Source organism: Paenibacillus sp. FSL R5-0636 (assembly GCF_037974255.1).
GTDB lineage: Bacteria > Bacillota > Bacilli > Paenibacillales > Paenibacillaceae > Paenibacillus_AQ > Paenibacillus_AQ odorifer.
This window is the reverse complement of record NZ_CP150232.1, coordinates 5,921,774-5,939,868: the sequence shown is the minus strand read 5'-3', so window position 1 is coordinate 5,939,868 and position 18,095 is coordinate 5,921,774. Positions and strand designations below refer to the sequence as shown.

Annotated in this window: 17 protein-coding genes and 1 riboswitch; of the genes, 14 read left to right on the top strand and 3 right to left on the bottom strand. The window is 46.8% G+C overall.

The window, feature by feature from the left end:
• Positions 1-49: 49 nt before the first annotated feature.
• Positions 50-225: riboswitch (cyclic di-AMP (ydaO/yuaA leader) on the top strand.
• 64 nt (positions 226-289) lie between these two features.
• Together MKX34_RS27175 and MKX34_RS27170 are read left to right on the top strand one after the other, a co-directional pair.
• Entirely contained in the window at positions 290-1,648 is a 1,359-nt protein-coding gene (locus MKX34_RS27175) for a TrkH family potassium uptake protein (RefSeq protein WP_235219432.1), read from the top strand.
• 13 nt (positions 1,649-1,661) lie between these two features.
• Positions 1,662-2,333 carry a TrkA family potassium uptake protein gene (locus MKX34_RS27170; RefSeq protein WP_036679808.1) on the top strand — a complete coding sequence of 224 codons (672 nt, stop codon included), beginning with the start codon at positions 1,662-1,664 and terminating at the stop codon, positions 2,331-2,333.
• A 524-nt stretch (positions 2,334-2,857) separates the two neighbouring features.
• Here MKX34_RS27170 and MKX34_RS27165 read toward each other — a convergent pair.
• The gene (locus MKX34_RS27165) at positions 2,858-3,760 is read right to left on the bottom strand and encodes a LysR family transcriptional regulator (protein ID WP_036679806.1); all 903 of its coding nucleotides are present in this window, start codon (positions 3,758-3,760) and stop codon (positions 2,858-2,860) included.
• Positions 3,761-4,162: 402 nt separating this feature from the next.
• On the opposite strand from MKX34_RS27165, the gene MKX34_RS27160 reads away from it, so the two are divergent.
• The 7 genes from MKX34_RS27160 to MKX34_RS27130 all read left to right on the top strand — a co-directional run bounded on the left by MKX34_RS27160 (position 4,163) and on the right by MKX34_RS27130 (position 10,968).
• Positions 4,163-4,828, top strand: coding sequence for a succinate dehydrogenase cytochrome b558 subunit (locus MKX34_RS27160; RefSeq protein ID WP_036679804.1), 666 nt, complete (start codon positions 4,163-4,165; stop codon positions 4,826-4,828).
• 45 nt (positions 4,829-4,873) lie between these two features.
• Positions 4,874-6,616, top strand: a complete 1,743-nt coding sequence (gene sdhA / locus MKX34_RS27155) for a succinate dehydrogenase flavoprotein subunit (RefSeq protein WP_076127961.1) — start codon at positions 4,874-4,876, stop codon at positions 6,614-6,616.
• 75 nt (positions 6,617-6,691) lie between these two features.
• The gene (sdhB, locus tag MKX34_RS27150; protein ID WP_036679800.1) at positions 6,692-7,456 is read left to right on the top strand and encodes a succinate dehydrogenase iron-sulfur subunit; all 765 of its coding nucleotides are present in this window, start codon (positions 6,692-6,694) and stop codon (positions 7,454-7,456) included.
• Positions 7,457-7,666: 210 nt separating this feature from the next.
• Entirely contained in the window at positions 7,667-8,458 is a 792-nt protein-coding gene (locus MKX34_RS27145; RefSeq protein WP_076296377.1) for a DUF3891 family protein, read from the top strand.
• A 57-nt stretch (positions 8,459-8,515) separates the two neighbouring features.
• On the top strand, positions 8,516-9,445 hold the full coding sequence (locus tag MKX34_RS27140) for a metallophosphoesterase (RefSeq protein ID WP_081383869.1): 930 nt from the start codon (positions 8,516-8,518) through the stop codon (positions 9,443-9,445).
• Between the two features lie 38 nt (positions 9,446-9,483).
• Positions 9,484-10,026, top strand: a complete 543-nt coding sequence (locus tag MKX34_RS27135) for a GNAT family N-acetyltransferase (RefSeq protein WP_051491088.1) — start codon at positions 9,484-9,486, stop codon at positions 10,024-10,026.
• A gap of 210 nt (positions 10,027-10,236) precedes the next feature.
• A complete protein-coding gene (locus MKX34_RS27130; protein ID WP_256717607.1) occupies positions 10,237-10,968 on the top strand; it encodes an NADPH-dependent oxidoreductase in 732 nt (243 codons plus the stop codon).
• Positions 10,969-11,111: 143 nt separating this feature from the next.
• Here MKX34_RS27130 and MKX34_RS27125 read toward each other — a convergent pair whose 3' ends face one another.
• Complete coding sequence (locus tag MKX34_RS27125) at positions 11,112-11,921, bottom strand: histidinol-phosphatase (RefSeq protein ID WP_076296378.1); 810 nt, start codon at positions 11,919-11,921, stop codon at positions 11,112-11,114.
• A gap of 71 nt (positions 11,922-11,992) precedes the next feature.
• Positions 11,993-12,895 (bottom strand): LysR family transcriptional regulator, encoded by a 903-nt coding sequence (locus MKX34_RS27120; protein WP_038573173.1) that lies wholly within the window; start codon positions 12,893-12,895, stop codon positions 11,993-11,995.
• A 254-nt stretch (positions 12,896-13,149) separates the two neighbouring features.
• Between MKX34_RS27120 and MKX34_RS27115 the strand changes: the two genes are divergently transcribed.
• The 5 genes from MKX34_RS27115 to MKX34_RS27095 all read left to right on the top strand — a co-directional run bounded on the left by MKX34_RS27115 (position 13,150) and on the right by MKX34_RS27095 (position 17,981).
• On the top strand, positions 13,150-13,605 hold the full coding sequence (locus MKX34_RS27115) for a chemotaxis protein CheX (protein ID WP_036679793.1): 456 nt from the start codon (positions 13,150-13,152) through the stop codon (positions 13,603-13,605).
• Positions 13,606-13,633: 28 nt separating this feature from the next.
• Entirely contained in the window at positions 13,634-14,410 is a 777-nt protein-coding gene (locus MKX34_RS27110; RefSeq protein ID WP_036679791.1) for an SDR family oxidoreductase, read from the top strand.
• 97 nt (positions 14,411-14,507) lie between these two features.
• Entirely contained in the window at positions 14,508-16,016 is a 1,509-nt protein-coding gene (locus tag MKX34_RS27105) for a DEAD/DEAH box helicase (RefSeq protein WP_038573172.1), read from the top strand.
• Positions 16,013-16,759: an ABC transporter ATP-binding protein gene (locus MKX34_RS27100; protein ID WP_036679788.1), complete on the top strand. Its 747-nt coding sequence runs from the start codon at positions 16,013-16,015 to the stop codon at positions 16,757-16,759. The genes MKX34_RS27105 and MKX34_RS27100 overlap by 4 nt, the downstream gene beginning before the upstream one ends.
• 1 nt (position 16,760) lies before the next feature.
• The gene (locus MKX34_RS27095) at positions 16,761-17,981 is read left to right on the top strand and encodes an ABC transporter permease (protein ID WP_038573169.1); all 1,221 of its coding nucleotides are present in this window, start codon (positions 16,761-16,763) and stop codon (positions 17,979-17,981) included.
• Positions 17,982-18,095: the final 114 nt, after the last annotated feature.

Below are 18,095 nucleotides of genomic sequence, written 5' to 3'. Positions count from 1 at the left end.
TAATTGTGTCTTTGTGAATTCACTAAATAACGTATATAATTTGTATGCAATTGTATAGTAGCCGAATTTCTGGTGAAAACGGGGGAACCATAAGAAGTGATGAAAAGTGGAGTGTACAAGATAAATGGCACTTTCATCAGGGGTGAATTTCGTTCTAGGAACGAATAGGGCAGCCTGCACAGTCCGAATCCGTCAGCTAACCTCGTAGGCTAATTTACTGCAGGAACCAAGTTAGCATTGGTTTTCCAGTGCTTTTTTTGTTGGAATTTTTGATAAGAAGGTGAGCATAGTGGCTTCACAGTTTCGCAGGATTTCTGAATTTAAGTTTCTGAAGCTCTCGCCGCCGCAGATACTGGTGCTTGGTTTTGCATCGATTATTCTGATAGGGGCCTTGCTGCTTATGTTGCCCATTTCAAGCACAAGCGGGAATTCCGTGGAATTTATTGATGCATTATTTACTTCAACTTCGGCAACCTGTGTAACAGGGCTTGTTGTGCTGGATACCGGAACTTCGTTCACGATTTTTGGGAAAACCGTAATTATGATCCTGATCCAGATCGGCGGCTTAGGTTTTATGACCATGGCCACTCTATTTTCACTGGTGTTAAAGCGTAAAATTTCTTTGCGGGACAGGCTAATCCTACAGGAAGCCATGAATCAAGGCTCTATGGAAGGAATTGTGCGACTGATCCGGAGAGTCCTTATATATTCTCTTGTCATAGAAGGCTGTGCCGCTTTGCTGCTGTCTATTCGCTGGGCTTTTGATATGCCACTTGGAAAAGCGATTTATTTTGGCGTATTTCATGCGGTGTCTATGTTTAATAATGCGGGGTTCGATATTTTTGGGGATTTTCGCAGTTTAACTGATTATGTATATGATCCGCTTGTGAATATTATTGTGATGTTTCTGATTGTCTCCGGCGGGATTGGTTTTATTGTAATGTCAGATCTGGTGGAGTTTCGGGTAACCCGCAGGCTGTCTCTACATAGTAAAGTTGTCCTGTCCACCAGCACAGGGCTGATTCTGATCGGAGCTTTGGTTATTTTTATATTCGAGTTTACTAACACTCGTACCCTAGGTTCACTGAATTTTGGCGGTAAAATATTATCAGCCTTCTTTCAATCCGTGTCTCCCCGTACGGCTGGCGCGAACACAGTTGATATTGCTGGACTTCGGCAGGCTACACAATTTTTTATAGTGATTCTTATGTTTATTGGTGCTTCTCCAGGCTCAACGGGCGGCGGGATCAAGACAACAACCTTTACGATGATGATTGGTGCTGTTATTGCTATGCTGCGTGGACGGGAAGATGTTGTGTTGTTCCGTTATCGGCTGGCTCAAGAGCGCATCTACAAGGCATTAACGATCACACTGCTGGCTTTGTTGTTAATCGCCTCTGTGTCGATGATACTCTCCACAACTGAAGACAGTAATTTCTTGGCAATCTTGTTTGAGACGACCTCCGCCTTTGCTACGGTAGGACTGACTATGGGGCTAACTCCGGAACTGTCAGCGATCGGTAAGATTCTACTCTGTCTGACGATGTTTGCAGGTCGGCTAGGTCCACTAACCTTGGCGTATGCACTCGGTCCCAAACAGGGTAAACCACTGTATAAGTATCCTGAAGGTAAAATAATTATTGGATAGGAGTTAATTAGAAATGAAAGCACAGCAATTTGTAGTAATCGGCTTAGGTCGCTTCGGTTCAAGCCTGGCGCTTGAGCTGATGGAAATGGGCTACGAGGTGCTCGGCATTGACCACCATGAAGAACGCGTGGAGGAAATGAGCGATCAGCTGACGCATACGGTAGTAGCAGATGCTACAGATGAGGGAATTATGCGCTCGCTTGGTGTACGGAACTTTGATTGTGGGATTGTTGCGATTGGTGACAATATGGAGAGAAGCATTCTGGCGGCCATTTTGTTAAAGGAGATTGGAGTTAAGCAAGTGGTGGCTAAGGCAATCTCCATCCTTCATGGCCGCGCTCTGTCGCGGCTGGGGGTTGATCGGGTTATTTTTCCGGAGCGGGATATGGGGATTCGTGTGGCACACCAGCTGGTGACGCCCAATTTGCTGGATTATATTGAACTGTCCAAGGATTATAAAATTGTCGAGCTGACCGTGCCATCCTGCATGAACGGCAGAAGCTTGTCCGATTTAAATACAAGAGCTAAATATGGCTGCAGCATTGTTGCCCTAAATAGGGAAAGCGGAATAATCGTCGCTCCAACTGCCCATGATTATTTAAGTGAAGGCGATGTTATGGTACTCATTGGTCCTAATGAAAGTATTGACCGTTTTGAGAGTGAAGTTGTGAACCAAGAATCATAGTAAAAGAAGCTGACTCAAAAGTAGTGAATTCTACTTGGGGGGCAGCTTCTTTTTTATGGAGTAAAGAGTAGGAAAAGTAATGGATTTTACTATGCCATATGACTATAGATCACGCGTAGTGATCTGTGCTATTGGGGTGTGTGGTGGGCGAGTTACTAGGTGTGATATTCGTACGGCTGTAGTAGATGATTTGTGGTATCTGTGACAGTGGACTATGGGCGAGATGCGTTCTTTGTTTGTACGATGTACAGAGTGGGTGTGAACTAATTAGGGAAAACTTCCCTGAAAACAGCCGCTATTCGCTCTAAATGAACGAAATTAGGGAATTTCTCCCTAATAATTAGAGGGATTCCTTATTAGCTACTGAATCGGCCAAAAATTAGGGAAGTTTTCCCTAATTATAAGTCTTATGAACAAAAATCTCTGAATTTTAGGGAGAAATCCCCTAATTTTTCGATAAGTGCTTCACTTATTGCCTCATTTGGAGATCAATAGGTGCGCCCCTTGATTCATTTGGTCCGGCTTTACTGCTCACGTTCTGTCAGAAACATCTCTTCGGTTACTTGCACCAGACTGCGAGCCGCCGTGCTCATGCTTCCATCGTCACGGTAAATCAGGCAGGTGGTCCGTTGAGTCTGCTCCAGCTCCTTGATATGTAAGGACACCAGTCCGCCGCCGTTCAGCAGCTCTGGACGCAGATAAGACTTTGGCAGCAACGCAGCCGCTTTGACAGTCGGAAGCAGCCGCACGATGGCTTCGAAGGAGTCAATCTCCATGCGCACATCGGGATCAATCCCGCAGCGCTGGAATAGATCGTCCGTCAGGCGCCGGTACCAGGTACCCTTTGAGAAGAGAATCATAGGCAGCCGGGATAGATTATCCATGGTTAGCTTGGAAGATAAATTTAAAGGATGCTGCTCTGAGACGACCAGTCGCAATTGATCCTCAAACAGAGAAATGCAGCGTAACCCGGGTTCTTGAATAGAGGAAGCGATCAGACCTACATCTGATTTCCCCTCACTAACTGAGGATACGATCTCATGCGTTCGGCCTGTAATCAGCTTCAGCTCTGCGGTCGGATATTTGTCCATATAAGCGTTAACCAGCGGCGGAAGCGTGGTCTGCAGTGAGGTAAGACTAGCCCCCAAGGTGACAAGCCTTGGCTCCCCCTCTTTGAATTTAGAAAGGGCTTCCAGAAACTTGGAACGCTGCTGCCGTTGTTCAAGCGCATAGGAATAAGTGAGACGCCCAACCTCGGTTAACTCCAGTCGTTTGCCATAACGATTAAACAGTGCGACCCCCAGACGTTCCTCGAGTTTAGAAATTTTGCGAGACAAGGCGGGCTGGGATAGATTGAGCTGGCGTGAGGCCCGGTTTAAGCTGGAATGTTCCACAACTGCTGCAAAAACATCTAAATCGTCAAACATAATTGAGTTCCTCTCCTAATGCGATGTACGATCAGTAGTGATGAAATTCATAGCCGTAAGAGTAACTGTTCTTATTACATAAGGAAAATCAGGTTATGTCGGAAAATGTTGTTTCGCTAAATGAGAATTATTATCATATAAAATCTATTCTTATGCGTTTATTGTATAACGTTTAATAATTAGATTGCAATTCCCTTATAAGCGAAAAAAGAGTAACATGAAAAGTGACACAAGATATTCACATTTTGTGAAAAATAAAACTAAGTCCGGTAAACTCTAGGATAACGGTAAATTAAGGAATTATGTCATTGGATTGTCAACGTTATCCTGTGTCAAATGTAGTTCCGGCGGTGAATACCCATTAATGAAAACGCTGTTTTAATCGGAAAGGGGTTACTTTGTATGAAAGGATTTTATTCCAGAAAGATTCATTCCTTGCTAGGCGTTATCCCACTTGGAGCCTTCTTCATTGAGCACATGATGACGAATTTTGCGGCTGTAGAGGGTGGCGCTTCCGGTTTCACTGACAGCGTGTTATGGCTGAACAGCTTACCGCTCGTCTTCTTCCTGGAATTGTTCGGTATATGGCTTCCTCTGCTGTACCATGGGGTATACGGACTTTATATTGCGTATCAATCCAAGCCGAACTTGAACCGTTTCAACATTGAAAGAAACTGGCGTTATACCCTGCAACGGATTACAGGTATTGTTACCTTTATCTTTATCGTCTGGCACTTGTTCCAAACACGGGTTCAGGTGGCAGTGGGTAATGTGGAGCACGAAGAATTAGGCGGTCTCATGCACGATATCGTGACTCAGCCACTTCTGCTGACACTGTATATTATCGGTATCGTTGCTGCATGCTTCCACTTCTCGAACGGTCTCTGGTCTTTCTTAATCAGCTGGGGAATTACCGTCGGTCCTCGTGCACAGCGGGTATCTTCTTACCTCTGTCTTGGCATATTTGTCTTAGTAACGTTCATGTTCCTGATTTCGCTGGTTACTTTCCGTGACAGTGAATTTCAAACTGCAGCAACTATTGCCCAGTCCATAAAGACCTTCATTTAATTTAAGAATCCTTTCTGATATTTTCGATAAAAGGAGTGAACTATCATGGCAACATCCGATATCATTATCGTGGGCGGCGGTCTGGCCGGCTTGATGGCTACCATCAAGGCAGCGGAAGCTGGTGCGCATGTCCATTTATTCTCATTAGTTCCTGTAAAAAGATCACACTCCGTATGCGCGCAAGGCGGCATCAATGGCGCGGTAAATACAAAAGGTGAGGGCGACTCCCCTTGGGAGCATTTTGACGACACTGTCTATGGCGGTGACTTTTTGGCGAATCAGCCGCCGGTTAAGGCGATGTGTGAAGCTGCGCCAGGTATCATTCACCTTATGGACCGGATGGGCGTTATGTTCAACCGCACACCGGAAGGTCTGCTCGATTTCCGTCGTTTCGGCGGAACGAAGCGGCACCGTACAGCTTTTGCCGGCGCGACAACAGGCCAACAGCTGCTGTACGCGTTGGATGAGCAGGTGCGCCGGTGGGAAGCTGAAGGTCTCGTAACTAAACGCGAGAACTGGGAGTTCCTTTCGGCTATTATCGACGACGAAGGTGTATGCCGCGGCATCAGTGCCCAGAATCTTAAGACGATGGAGATTGAGACTTTTCCTGCGGATGCTGTTATTTTGGCAAGCGGCGGGCCGGGTATTATTTTTGGCAAAACAACGAACTCCGTTATTAATACAGGGACAGCCGCAAGTGCGGTGTACCAACAGGGCGTACATTATGCCAACGGAGAATTTATCCAGATTCACCCAACCGCTATTCCGGGAGATGACAAGCTCCGCCTGATGTCGGAATCGGCACGTGGCGAGGGCGGCCGTATCTGGACTTATAAAGACGGGAAACCGTGGTATTTCCTCGAAGAAAAATATCCGTCCTACGGTAACTTGGTGCCGCGCGATATTGCTACACGTGAAATTTTTAATGTGTGTGTGGATCAAGGGCTGGGCATTAATGGCGAGAACATGGTGTATTTGGACCTCTCTCACAAGGATCCGAAAGAGCTGGACGTGAAGCTTGGCGGGATTATTGAAATTTACGAAAAATTCATGGGGGATGATCCCCGTAAAATACCAATGAAGATCTTCCCGGCTGTACACTATTCTATGGGCGGCATGTGGGTTGATTACAATCAAATGACGAACGTTCCTGGTCTTTTTGCAGCCGGAGAATGTGAATATCAATATCATGGAGCGAACCGTCTAGGCGCCAACTCACTGGTATCTGCTATTTACGGCGGTATGGTCGCAGGACCAAAGGCTGTTGAATACATTAAAGGCCTGAAGAAATCATCGCAGGATATCTCTTCTTCCGTATTCGATAGCTTCCACAAAAAGCAAACGGACAAATATGAATCTCTGTTAGCGATGTCAGGTACAGAGAATGCTTATGTGATTCACAAGGAACTGGGCGAATGGATGACCGCCAATATGACCGTGGTGCGGCACAATCCGAAGCTGGAAGCGACCATTGGCAAAATCAAAGAGCTTAAGGAGCGTTATCGCAAGATCAATATGAATGATGCATCGCGCTGGAATAACCAAGGTGTGGCCTTCACTCGCCAGCTCTGGAATATGCTGGAGCTGTCCGAAGCGATGACACTTGGAGCGCTTATGCGGAATGAGAGCCGTGGTGCACATTACAAACCGGAATTCCCAAATCGTAATGATGAGGAGTTCTTGAAGACCACAAAAGCAGCCTGGACTGCAGAGGGTCCACAAATCTCCTACGATGAAGTGGATGTCTCGCTGATTCCTCCACGGGTACGCGATTATTCGAAGGATTAATGCTTTCCAGTAACAGAATAGCTTGCGAGGCAAGCTTCATGAAATAAAATCAGGCAATTTGAGGAGGGAACCATTATGGCGGAAACAGCTGCAGCTCCCAAAAACGTAAAGTTTATCATCACCCGCCAGGACGATCCACAAAGTTCATCGTATGTCGAGGAATTTGAACTTCCTTATCGTCCAGGTATGAATGTGATCAGTGCTTTGATGGAAATTCAGCGTAACCCTGTGAATGCCAAAGGTGACAGCACAGTTCCCGTATGCTGGGATTCCAACTGTTTAGAAGAAGTGTGCGGAGCTTGCTCCATGGTGATTAATGGCAAACCCCGCCAAGCCTGCGCTGCACTTATAGACAATCTGGAGCAGCCTGTACGCATTGAGCCTATGAAGACATTTCCGGTGGTGCGTGACTTAGTCATTGACCGTACCCGGATGTTCAATGCGCTAAAAAGGGTGAAAGCATGGATTCCGATTGACGGTACGTACGATCTTGGACCGGGACCGCGGATGCCGGAGAAAAAACGGCAGTGGGCCTATGAATTATCCAAATGTATGACCTGTGGCGTATGTTTGGAGGCTTGTCCGAATGTCAACGAAAAGACGGATTTCATCGGACCGGCAGCCATTTCTCAAGTACGTCTGTTCAATGCTCACCCTACAGGTGAAATGAACGCTGACGAAAGATTGGACGCTCTTATGGAGGATGGCGGGATCGATGGCTGTGGTAACTCACAGAACTGTGTACGCGCTTGTCCAAAGGGGATTCCTCTTACGACATCTATTGCAGAAATAAACAAGCAAACAACGAAGCATATGTTCAAACGTTGGTTAGGTGTGTAATTAATAGTACCGCCAAATGTTTATCTATTGAGCTATCCTCAAAGTGGATTCCATTCGCTGGGGGTAGCTTTTTTTATGTTGTTAAGACTCTCTTAACTGCTTGAGGCGGGAAAGTCTTGCAGGGCTGGAGTAAGTTCAGAATATTGACCAATTTATGCTATAATATCCATTGTTAACGTAATGTTAGCTGTGGAACAAGGAGGAATAATCGTGATTTGTCGGGAGCAAGATGGAGCAATTGTAATGGTTAAGCAGCATGATCACGGGAAACTTGCCGGAGAGCTGGCCATTGGGTTCAAAGAGCAGCATGTGCCAACTGAAGGACGCCGGGAAGAGGTACTGTGGGCAGTAGCCCAGCATGATAGGGGTTGGATTGATCTCGATGAGACCCCTTTCTGGAATGATGCGGAGCAAGCACCCTACACCTTTATTGATTTTCCTGTAGTGCCTAAGTTGACCTTTTATAAGCGTGGATTAGATGAGATCGAGGAACACACACCGTACGGAGCGTTGCTGTGCAGCTTGCATTTTGAGCGGCTTATTAAGATTTCGGGACTCGATTATCCAGAACTAACGTTATATCAAGAACATGAAGAGGAACGCAGAGCACGTATCCATCGGGAGCTTGAAGCTTCTAAGCCTATCGGAGAAGATGAGCTGTATTATGATGCCCGCCTTTTAGAATTTTGCGATGATCTGTCCTTGTATTTGGCCTTAAATGAGCCGGGGTGTTCGAAATCAGAGGAGCATCCATGGTGGCGTGAAGGGTTCTCAGGCACTGAAGATTTCAGTTTTACGTCAGGTCGTGTTATCACAGCGGAGTGGCAGGATAAGTCAACGTTAATGCTTGAACCGTTTCCTTTTGTAAAAAACCTGGAAGTAGCATTTATGCTGAGACGAGTTCAAAAATCAGAAATCGCAAAAAAAGGGATTGCACGCGCTTACAGCGAAACTCCGGAAGAAGAATGCCGGATTGTTCTAACTGCCCGAAATAATATATAAGTTATTATTTGGACCGTCTGTTTTTCGGGGAAAAGGTAAAGAAAGGAGAATCTCCCTATGAAGATACAATCGTCTGGGGCTTCTCCCAATAAGAATGGCGATAAGATCCACAAGGACCCCTCTAAGGGGCGTTCTGGTAGCGAGTCTACAATTACCCGCCGGCAGTTCCTGACTCGGAGTGCGGCTGCTGTAATCGGCGCAGGATTGCTTACAAGCGGATATGCATGGCAGGGGGAGCCGAACTGGATTGAGGTCACTAAGCTGGACTTGCGTTTTAAGGAGCTTCCTTCCGCTTTTTCAGGGATGAAGCTTGTTCATTTCAGTGATACGCATCTCGGATTTAATAAGGATGCCAGGGATCTGGCCCGACTCGCTAAACATATAAGCAAAGCTGAACCGGATCTTATTTGCTTCACGGGTGACATTGTGGACAGCGATCCTGAGGATCTTGTTGAAGCCATACCGGTGCTGGCAGCGTTAAGTGCGCCATTGGGTAAATTTGCGATATTAGGCAATCATGATTACAAGAATACCCAGCTGGTTACCGAGCTGCTGGAGTCTGCGGGCTTCCGGGTGCTGAGGAATAAATCCTACCTTCTAAAAAGAGGCGGGGCAGTCATGGCGGTTACGGGTCTGGATGATCTGTTACACGGTAAACCCGACCCAGCGAAAGCCATTACTGGTGTTCCAGAAGGAACCTTTAACGTCCTTTTGATGCATGAGCCGGATTATGCGGATACAGCACAGGCCTATTCATTTGATCTACAGCTTTCCGGGCACAGTCATGGCGGACAAATTCGCCTGCCCTTTATAGGTGCGCCATTTACACCTTATGGATCTCTTAAATACATAAATGGATTGTATTATACAGAAGACAAAGCCATGCCTGTGTATGTGAATAGAGGGTTTGGAGAGACTTACATGCCTTTTCGGTTATTGTGTAGGCCAGAATTAACGGTTCTGACGCTGCATCGGTCCATGAGCTGATTAGGCTGGAATTTTAGCTGCACGGAAGGGGAGAGAAGATGAGCACCTATGGAGCAGTGTTGTTAGAGACACAACATGGTTTAGCAGTTGATCTGAGGCTGATCATGCCTGAGGATGTTTTAGCTTTGCGGCAGCTGCTCTCCCATCCAGATGTGCAGCGCCATATTCTAGTACGCTCTGGCCCTGGATCAGCATCTGCCCAGGTGGAGAAGCTGGTAAACCGGATGTTATTTGCCTTCGATCCTTGTGCGCTGCATGCCGGGATCTATTTAAAGGGGCAGCAGCGGTTGATCGGTATAGTGGCTTTGCAGAATTGGAACCGCCGTGAGGGCACAGCTACCTTAGGATATATGCTGGACCCGGCATGGTGGGGATGCGGGCTGGCGACGGAGGCCGTGGGTTTGTTTTTGAACTATAGTGTTCATACCCTTGGGATAACAAGGATCGAAGGACGCTGCACAGGAGATAATATTAGATCGGAACGTGTGATGCTCAAGAACGGTATGAAGCTGGAGCGGGTGATGCCCAAAGTCGGCTCCTTGGACGATGTAATGAAAGTATTCACATTGTTACACAAATGAAATAATGCCGTTATCAAACTCTAACAGTGTGCGGTTAAACTAAGTACATGACCCCCTTTTAAAAATATACTGCTTTGGGACCCGATGATTCGGGTCCATTTTTTTTGATTGAAAAGAGTAGCGTAAGTGATTGGCAGTACCGAATCCGATCGTTTATGATTAACATACTATGGAGTGGAATGACCAAGGAGGCGTAACATTTTGAATGAAGTGGTACAAACATTAAAAAATCATCGTTCTTTCCGGCAATATTCAGACCAGCCTGTGGAGCCAGAGAAGCTACAAATTATGATTGAATCGGCTCAAGCCGCACCGTCATGGGTTCATGGACAGCAGGTATCGATAATCGCCATCAAAGATCCTGTGCGTAAGCAGCAGCTTTCAGTTTTGTGCGGAAATCAGAAGCATGTAGCGGCAGCACCGGTTTTTTTGGTATTTTGCATGGATTTTTATAGAGCTAAAGTAGCTAGTGAGCTGGAAGGCAAGTCTTTTGAAGCCGTGAAAGATGTGGATGCACTTTTGGTTGGAGCTACAGATGTGGGAATCTCATTGTCTAACGCGATTGCAGCGGCGGAATCCATGGGACTGGGCATCATTCCTATTGGGGGTGTGCGACGCAACACAGCGGGTGTTATTGAACTGCTGAAGCTGCCGGAGTACGTATTCCCTGTCGTCGGCCTTTGCGTGGGATACCCAGCGGAGGAGGTTTCTCAGAAGCCGCGGCTGCCACTGGAAGCTATATTTCATGAGGAGCAATACAATCCGGACGTACAAGGCCTCTTGGAGGCGTATAATCAAACCCACCGTGAATTCTTGCAGCAGCAGGGGATGACGGAGAGAGATTGGACCAGTACGATTGCTCATTTTTATGATATCAACCCGGAATATGGAGATGCGAAACGTACGCTGAAACAACAAGGTTTTAGCTGTGATAATCTGTAAATAAACAAAAAGATGCACCAAGCTGAGATTGGTTTAACGGAGGGTGAACCCTGCCCCTAAACCAATAACGCTTGGTGCATTATTTAATTTCTCGCTTAAACGCTTACCGTCCTTATAGGGACGGTGAAGGCGTTTAAGCTTGTTTACAGAGAAACTTTGACTTTTTGGCGCTGCTTGTAATAAACCCAGTGTGTAAAGCCTATTTCTTTAAGCTGTGCAGCTACCGCATCCCGATCCTCGGCGACCCGGGACGGCTTATGTGCATCCGAACCAAAACTAACCTCTACGCCAAAATGTAGTGCCCGCTCCAGAATATCTTCAGAGGGATACCAGCCGCCGACCAGCTTAGTCCCGCCTGAGGTATTGATTTCGATGGCCACGCCACATTCACTGATTACACGCAGACAATCGTCAATCGGCTGAGGTGCAGGGATTTCGGAAAAAGGAGGATAATTCCCCTTCATCGCATCAATATGTCCGAGTATTTGGAACATACCACTGCGTGCGGAATCAGCAATTAACCGGTAATATTCAGACTTCACGCGGATCTTCTCATTTTTGCTAAGGTTTTTCCAGCGCCCTTTGTTAAAAATGCTGACTCCACCAACACTATGTACCGATCCAATCACATAATCAAAAGGGTAGGCGGATAATGTCTTACGGTATATCTCAGCATGTTCGGGGAAGTAATCTGATTCGATGCCTAACAGTACGTCGATAACGCCTTCGTACTCTTTTTTGAGGGAGAGAACATCATCTACATAATTAGCAAATTCGGATTTAGCCATTGCGATTTTGGGAAAAGCCTGATCGGATGGATCTCCGAAATAGGGAGTATGATCGGAAATACCTATAACTCCCAATCCAGCGGCAATCCCAGCTTCGATATAATCTCTAATCGTTCCGTCAGCATGGCCACAGCGGAAATGGTGGGTGTGTAAATCAAATTTCATCAAGAACATCTCCTTTAAACAAGGTTATGCAATCAGCTCAGAAGTAATCGGTTCCACTTTGTGGGTGGGATTTATTCAGACCCGATAAATTGGGTTTCTGGCATGCCTTTAAGATCGCTTAGGAACTGCCTCATAGCAGAGTTTACGTATTTTCCTGATTTTGTGATCACGCCAACAGGATGGGTGACTTCCAGCTCAATAATTGGCACAATTTTGAGGGTGCCGGCTCGAACCTCAGCGGTTACTGACTGCTTGGAAATAATGGCGGCGCCCAAATCGAGCTCGACCATCCGTTTCACTTCCTCGCTGCTGGTCAGCTCCATAATGACCTGAGGTTGAATGCCATGTTTGTTCAGAACCTCATCCGCAAATTTACGGCCCACTGTATCTGGTGAGAGCAGAATTAGCGGGGTCTTGCTTAAGGCTTCTATCCCAGCGGTCTTCACTTGAGCGAGAGGGTGTCTGGGAGAGACCACCAGTTCGAAGGTATCATAATACAAAATGGAAGTAGACATGCCCGGGCTACGTCCAATTAAATAACCGATGCCGACATCAACAATGCCGTTTTCGACATGCTGATAAATTTGTGATGAGGACATAGAGGAAATTGATGTTTTGATATGGGGGAACTGGTCTTTAAAATAAGATAGAATACGCGGTAAAATTTGAATGGCGATTGAGGTAGTTGTGCCTAGAACTATATGACCTTGGGGATTTTCATCAAGATCTGCAAGCCGTTCCTTAAGTTCCTCGACAATCCTCACTATTTGTTCCGCATGCTCCAGAAAGACAGTCCCTCTATCCGTTAATGTAACAGGCTGGTTTCGGTCAACCAGCTGAGTCTTGAACTCTTCTTCAAGGCTCTTAATCTGTGCTGAAACCGCTGGTTGGGTCAGATTAAGCAGTTCTCCGGCCTTGCGAAAGCTCATCGTTTTGGAAATTGTTATTAGTGTCTCCAGCTGGCTGATGTTCATGGAATACCTCCTTTGGACCATCGAATTGGATGTGTAATTGCGTTAATATCTTACGTTCCACGTTGGCATTTGTTTAAATTATAGGAGATAATACCCGGCAGAGCAATGTTGCTGCGTAAACTATCTTGGGTTTGAATTCGACATATGCATTAATTTTTGCTGAATTGTGCCGATATATAAAGTATAATATATCCATATTGCTTGGGACTTTTGGTATATGACCAAAGCACGATAAAGGGGGAGACTAGACATTCATGAAAGCAGAAGTAATTAATCCGTTTCTAGAGTCTGCACGGACTGTTATAGAACAAGTAATTCAGGTCTCGCCTTCTACGGGGAGTTTAGGCATTAAAGAAATTGAACTGATCGATAATCATATATGGATTCAAGTAGGGATGACAGGCCAACTGAGCGGAAATATTATATTTGGTATCGCGGAGCAGGTAGCCTTGCGAATGGTATCGATTATGATGGGAGGCTTTGTGATCACCGAGATGGATGAGATGGGTCAAAGTGCGATTTCAGAGCTGAGCAATATGATCAGTGGGAATGCCAGTACCATTCTATATAATCAAGGTGTTTCGGTGGATATAAGTCCTCCTCAGATTATGAAGATGGAAAGCATGTCTTTTATGCCTCGTAAAGCGCTTAGTATTCCGTTGTTGATGGATGGGGTTGGAGAGATGGATATTCAGGTGATGATCTCTTAGGCAAGAGTTAGGAGCTGAAATACTTTTCATGGTACTCAAAGATAAGGTTGTTGTGATTACAGGAGCGTCAAGCGGCATTGGTGCATTAACAGCACAGATGCTTAGTAAAAAGGGGGCAATCCCCGTCCTGGTAGCACGTTCTGAAGCGAAGCTGAAAGAAACAGCGGCCGGTATCCCGGGCGTTTTTGGACTGTACACCTGTGACGTAACAGATGCTGAAGGTGTTCAAAAGACCTTCGCACAAATTTTGGCCGCATATGGCAGAATTGATATTTTGCTAAATAACGCAGGGTACGGCAAATTTGCTGCTTTTACGGAGATGGAGCCTCATGAATTTGACGATATGATGGATGTTAATTACATGGGGATTGTCCGGTGCACGAAGGCTGTTGTTCCACATATGCTGGAGCGGGGAAGCGGCCAGATTGTAAATGTGGCTTCCATGGCAGGGAAGATAGGCACAGCCAAGTCCGTAGCCTATACAGCTACCAAACATGCTGTACTCGGATTCACAAATGCGCTCCGTCAGGAGCTGCGGAAGAGTGGAATTATCGTCTCGGCTGTGAACCCGGGGCCGATTGCCACCGATTTTTTCAAAACGGCTGACCCGTCTGGCAATTATGAGAAGAGTGTAGCCCGGATGATGATGACCCCAGAGCATGTATCTTCCAAGATCGTTAAGGTTATGGAGACCGGCAAAGAAGAGCTCGATCTTCCGGGTCTGGCAGGGTTTGGCATACGGCTTTACGGGCTGTTTCCTCGCCTGGCGGACAAGCTTACTTATAATGCGATGAACAGAAAATAGACCCTGTTGTCAGCTTTATTGGCCTTCCATTTGGTGGAGAGGCCTTTTTGGCATATAATGAAGATATTATCTCAAGCGAAAAGGATGAATTACACTTATGAATAAAGCTTCTTTTGCGGCTATCGGCATTCAGGAAGACCTCATTGCCCGGTTGTCGGAATTCGGCATTAACGCTCCATCCCCGGTACAAGAGCAGACAATACCGCTTCTACTAGAGGGAAGAGATGTTATTGCAGCTTCCCAGACTGGAACGGGTAAGACGCTGGCCTATCTATTGCCGCTGCTTCAAACGATTAATCCGGAGCAGAAGGTGGTCCAAAAGCTGGTGCTCGCCCCTACACAGGAGCTGGCGATGCAAATCTTACGCGAGGCGGAACGTTATGGCGAACAGCGCGGAATCCGAGTTATGGGTCTTATTGGCGGGGCCGCAATCAAACGCCAGATTGACAAGCTGCGTGAGCATCCACAGCTAGTTGTGGGAACGCCTGGGCGGATCCGCGAGCTGATTGGACTTCGTAAATTGAAGATGCATGAAGTCAGTACTATTGTTCTGGATGAGGCGGACCAAATGTTCCAGCTTAGCGGAGCTGGCGAAGTTACAAAAATTGTCAGCAGTGCGCTGCGTTCACGCCAGCTCGTTATGCTGTCGGCAACGATCGGACCAGAGACGAAAGCGCTGGCTAATCGTGAAATGAAGAACCCGGCAGAGGTCGGAATTGCTCCAGGTGTAATGACAGCTGAAAGTTTGGAGCATCATTATGTTGTTGCTGAAGAGCGTAACAAAATGGACATGCTGCGCCGGGTGATTCGCCATTACAATCCCGATAAAGCGATTGTGTTCGTGAATGCTACAGATGATATTGCCGAGGTTGAGGCTAAGCTGAATCATCTTGGGCTTACTGCGGCAGCACTCTACGGAGATGCCGATAAGGTAACGCGCAGCAATGTATTAAAAGGTTTCCGGGAAGGTAAATTTCGTGTGCTTGTTGCCAGTGACGTAGCTGCCAGAGGACTGGATATTGAGAATCTTTCTTTGGTAGTTAGCTACGATCCGGCTTTTGATTCTGAACATTATGTACACCGTGCAGGCCGTACCGGACGGATGGGACGCCGCGGCTTATCTGTAACGATTGTTACAGAGCAACAAACCTTTATCATGCGGAAATTCGCCCGCGAATTGGATATTGCGCTTGAGGAGCGGGAGATGGTCGGTGGTAAGGTGCTTGCAGCAGATGAAGCGCGCAGCGCTTTGCGCAATGGACGGGGACGGAGTAGTGAAGGCAGTGGGCAACGCCGTGATGGATCCGCTCCAGGCAGCGGCAAGCCGCCTGTAAGCACATCTGGAGCCTCCAATGTTCAGTCGCCATCCGTTGGAGCAGGTACACCGCCTGCCAAAAGAATGGCTACGATTAACACAAGTGAAACAACAAGCGGAGAACAACAGCGCGATCCACAGCGCAGCGTGAATCCTTCTGCGGGAGCACGCGGAGATGCGACTCCTGCACGGAGCAAACGCAGCAGCAATGCGGAACGTGAGAAGAACCGTAAAAATAAAGGAGCTCCAAAGTGGTTGAAAGACAAAACTCCGAGAGGTGACGGTCAATGAATAATGCTCCCGTATTGCAAATTACGGGTCTCAGTGGTGGGTACAGCCTGAATAAGCCAGTGCTGCATGATATTGCACTTCAGGTGCAGCCTGGCGAAATGGTTGGTTTGATTGGTTTAAACGGAGCAGGAAAAAGTACGACGATGAAGCATATTCTAGGATTGATGTCGCCCCATAAGGGCGATATCACCGTACAGGGCAAGACGCGTGCTGAAGATCCCGTTGGATACAATAATGCGTTGTCTTTTGTACCGGAATCGCCGCTACTGTATGACGAAATGACGGTTCGTGAGCATGTTGAATTTACTGCCAGAGCTTATGGGGTAGATCAAAAGGATTATGAATCCCGCACCTCGCATCTTGCCAAGCTGTTCCATATGGAGGATAAGATGGACACCCTATCGACCCATCTATCCAAAGGGATGAAACAGAAGGTTATGATCATGTGCGCTTTCGTTGCACGACCTGCATTATATGTCATCGACGAGCCCTTTTTAGGATTGGATCCGCTAGGTATCCGCTCCTTGCTTGATTTCATGATGGATCTAAAGAACTCTGGATCGTCGATTCTGTTAAGCTCTCATATTCTTTCCACAATAGAGAATTATTGCGACCGTTTTATTGTATTGCATAAAGGTAAGGTGATTGCACAGGGTACGTTGGCGGAAATAGCGGCAACTGCCGGGCATCAGGGGCTGACTTTGGAGCAGCTGTTCTACGAGCTGGTTCAAGGAGGGAAATAATATGGATTTGAAAGAGCTGCGGCGCACGCGGCGCGGTCGATTCATGGGAAGCATGCTTCCTTATGTGGGATATATCATTCAAAGCGGCGTAGCCATGGTTTTCCTGTTCGTGTTGATTGTCTTCTCTGCTTGGTATACATCGCTGCTACAAAATGTACCTGAAGGCATTCCCATTCGCTGGATTATGTTAGCATTACTGTTGCCTGCGACAGTGCATAGCGGCTTCCGAACCTATTTGCAGACCCCGGATACGATCTTTCTGCTGCCTCAGGGTCACCGCATGAAGGAATATTTTGCACCCTCCTGGGTCAGTGGAAACGTGTGGAAGATCATTCGTTTGTTATTTGTACTGATCACCCTTTGGCCGTTGTACATACGTACAGATGATTCTCCTAAGCGACTTTTATTTACAGTGTTGATCCTGATTGCTGTGAAGCTGATCGCGAGCTATGGATTATGGAAAGAGATAGCTATGCTGTCACGTCCGATGGCAGGTGTGTTTGCTTTCTTGCGCTGGGCAGTTGGAGGTTTGATTATTGCCGCTTGGCTGTGGCAGCCTGCCGGCCCGAGCCTGATATTTATGGTGTTATTGGCAGCAGCCTATCTTGCTGCACTGTCTGTGCCCGGACGTCACGCTGTGCCATGGGAAAGACTGATCGCCATGGAAAACAATCAAGGTGCACGTGCGCTGATGGTTCTGGGCTGGTTCGTGGATGTACCGGGCCGTGAGCAACGGGTGTATTCCCGCCGTTATCTTTCCAAATGGGGCGCTAAGCTGCCTTGGCGTAAGGATACTGCTTATCGGTATCTGCTAACCAAAAGCTTTGCCCGGGGCGATATCTTTGGAATCATTATGCGGATATCGGTGCTGGCTCTGCTGCTGAATTGGTGGAACCGTGATAGTTACTTTGGCACCGGAATTTATTTGTTCTTCCTGTTCATCATTGGTGTTCAATTGTCGGCACTCCGCAAATTGCATAGCGAGTCTTTTTGGCTGACAGTGTATCCTTTTCCTGAAGGCAGTAAGGCGGACAACACGACACAATTTGTATTCCGTGCGCATCTGGTTGTGGCATTGATTCTTGGATTACCTTTCTTAGCTTCCATAGGTGACCGTCTGATGCCAGTGGTCTTTACCTTAGCGGCAGGTGTTGTGGTAGTCTTTCTGTTTAAAGGATACTTGTCCCGTAAATCGGCACGATTGGATGATGACGATCTGTAAGGCAATTTCATAGTCACAATAAAAAGGCTGTCTCACAGTAGAGAAATTCTACGAATGAGAGAGCCTTTTTTTGCTGGAATCATAATTTGAGCCGGGCAAGTCCTTAAATTTGCA